The following is a 1,488-nucleotide window of genomic DNA, read 5'->3' on the forward strand; positions in this document are numbered from 1 at the left end:
AATTTTCCGACTAAGATTAACAATCAAGATTATTGGGCTTTTATGAGTGATGTACGGTTATGGATGCCAAGATATCGCTTTTATACTTATCCTGATGTCATGGTGATTAAAGACAAACCATTATATGAAGGAAAAGGCACAAACACTGTAACTAATGCGTTAATCATTGTCGAGGGTTTATCGAAATCAACTAGAGATTATGACCGTACTGATAAGTTTAAGTTTTATCGCTCAATTCCTGAGTTTAAAGAATATATTTTGATTGATCAATACCGTTATTATGTTGAGCAGTTTTATCAACAAAATAATGGGGAGTGGTTGTTTAAAGCCTCTGAATCAGACAAAGATGCTTTAAGGTTTCATTCTGTGGATTTTCAAATGTCATTGCTGGATATTTATCAACGCATTGATTTTAATTTAAGTGAAGAATAATGGTTCTTTGGTTTGTCTTATGCAACGGACAGGATTATAAGAGATGAAACCCTTATAGAGAAAAACATTTGGTGATTTTTGTCAATTGTTTCTGATCTAGAGCGAACTAATTAATTAAATCTCTTGCCAGATAAGGATTTAGTTGATCTATGCAACCCCATTGAAATACCAAGTAACGAAGAACCATATATCTTAGCGAATTTTTCAAGCTAGGGCTTGCTACCTTGTAACCTGATATGGGAATTGATGACGCTCGGCGATTTGCGCCTGGAGAGGTAATACTTCTCCCTCTACATTTATGCTACCCCAGGAGAGTCCTCCCATAGAATCAATACTAATGGCTACTTGACAACCACCTCCTGAACGGTTACGATTAACATTTATGCAAAAATTAAGGTGAGGATAAAATGTCAATAAAAATCACAGAAATACAAGCCTCCGATGGCGCAAAAATTTATATGCAGTACGAAGAAGGTGATAGGGAGCAATTGCAAGCAGTAGGATTTTTCGAGGATATAGAAGAAAGAACAAAAAATTTTCAAGCAGGAGTTACTAATATTGTTAATGAATATGCACAATTGTTATTAACTTCGATAAAACAGGGAGTTTCCCAAGCCAATCCACCCAGTAAGGTTACTTTAGAATTTGGGTTACAAGTTGGGGGCGAAACGGGGATTCCTTTGGTGACAAAAGGTTCAGCACAAGCTAATATTAAAGTTGCTATTGAATGGCAATTTAACCAAGATAAGGGAGGTTAGTATGCAAGTTCAAATCGAAAAACGCTATTACACGCCTGAAGAATATTGTCAGCTAGAAGAAATAGCAGAATACAAAAATGAATATCTAGATGGAGAAATTACTCCAATGGTAGGAGCAACTACTAATCATAATCTGATTGCTTTAAATTTCTGTAGGAATTTTCCGACTAAGATTAACAATCAAGATTATTGGGCTTTTATGAGTGATGTACGGTTATGGATGCCAAGATATCGCTTTTATACTTATCCTGATGTCATGGTGATTAAAGACAAACCATTATATGAAGGAAAAGGCACA

General features: G+C 35.3%; 3 protein-coding genes and 1 pseudogene. All 4 read left to right on the plus strand.

The genetic code is table 11. The annotated features are described in order from the left end of the window. Positions 1-432: Uma2 family endonuclease (locus PX482_RS25465; RefSeq protein ID WP_288123195.1), on the plus strand; the 432-nt coding region annotated here is incomplete at its 5' end. A gap of 12 nt (positions 433-444) precedes the next feature. Continuing rightward, positions 445-628, plus strand: a pseudogene (locus PX482_RS25470) (hypothetical protein). A 211-nt stretch (positions 629-839) separates the two neighbouring features. Beyond that, positions 840-1,190, plus strand: a complete 351-nt coding sequence (locus PX482_RS25475) for a CU044_2847 family protein (protein WP_002762880.1) — start codon at positions 840-842, stop codon at positions 1,188-1,190. 1 nt (position 1,191) lies between these two features. Then, positions 1,192-1,488: Uma2 family endonuclease (locus PX482_RS25480; RefSeq protein WP_288026760.1), on the plus strand; the 297-nt coding region annotated here is incomplete at its 3' end.

The organism is Microcystis sp. M53602_WE12 (assembly GCF_030065455.1).
GTDB classification, from domain to species: domain Bacteria; phylum Cyanobacteriota; class Cyanobacteriia; order Cyanobacteriales; family Microcystaceae; genus Microcystis; species Microcystis aeruginosa.

What these genes read in the sequence shown, in the direction of transcription:
- PX482_RS25475 (WP_002762880.1), top strand. Translation starts at nt 840, where the DNA reads ATGTCAATAAAAATCACAGAAATACAAGCCTCCGATGGCGCAAAAATT.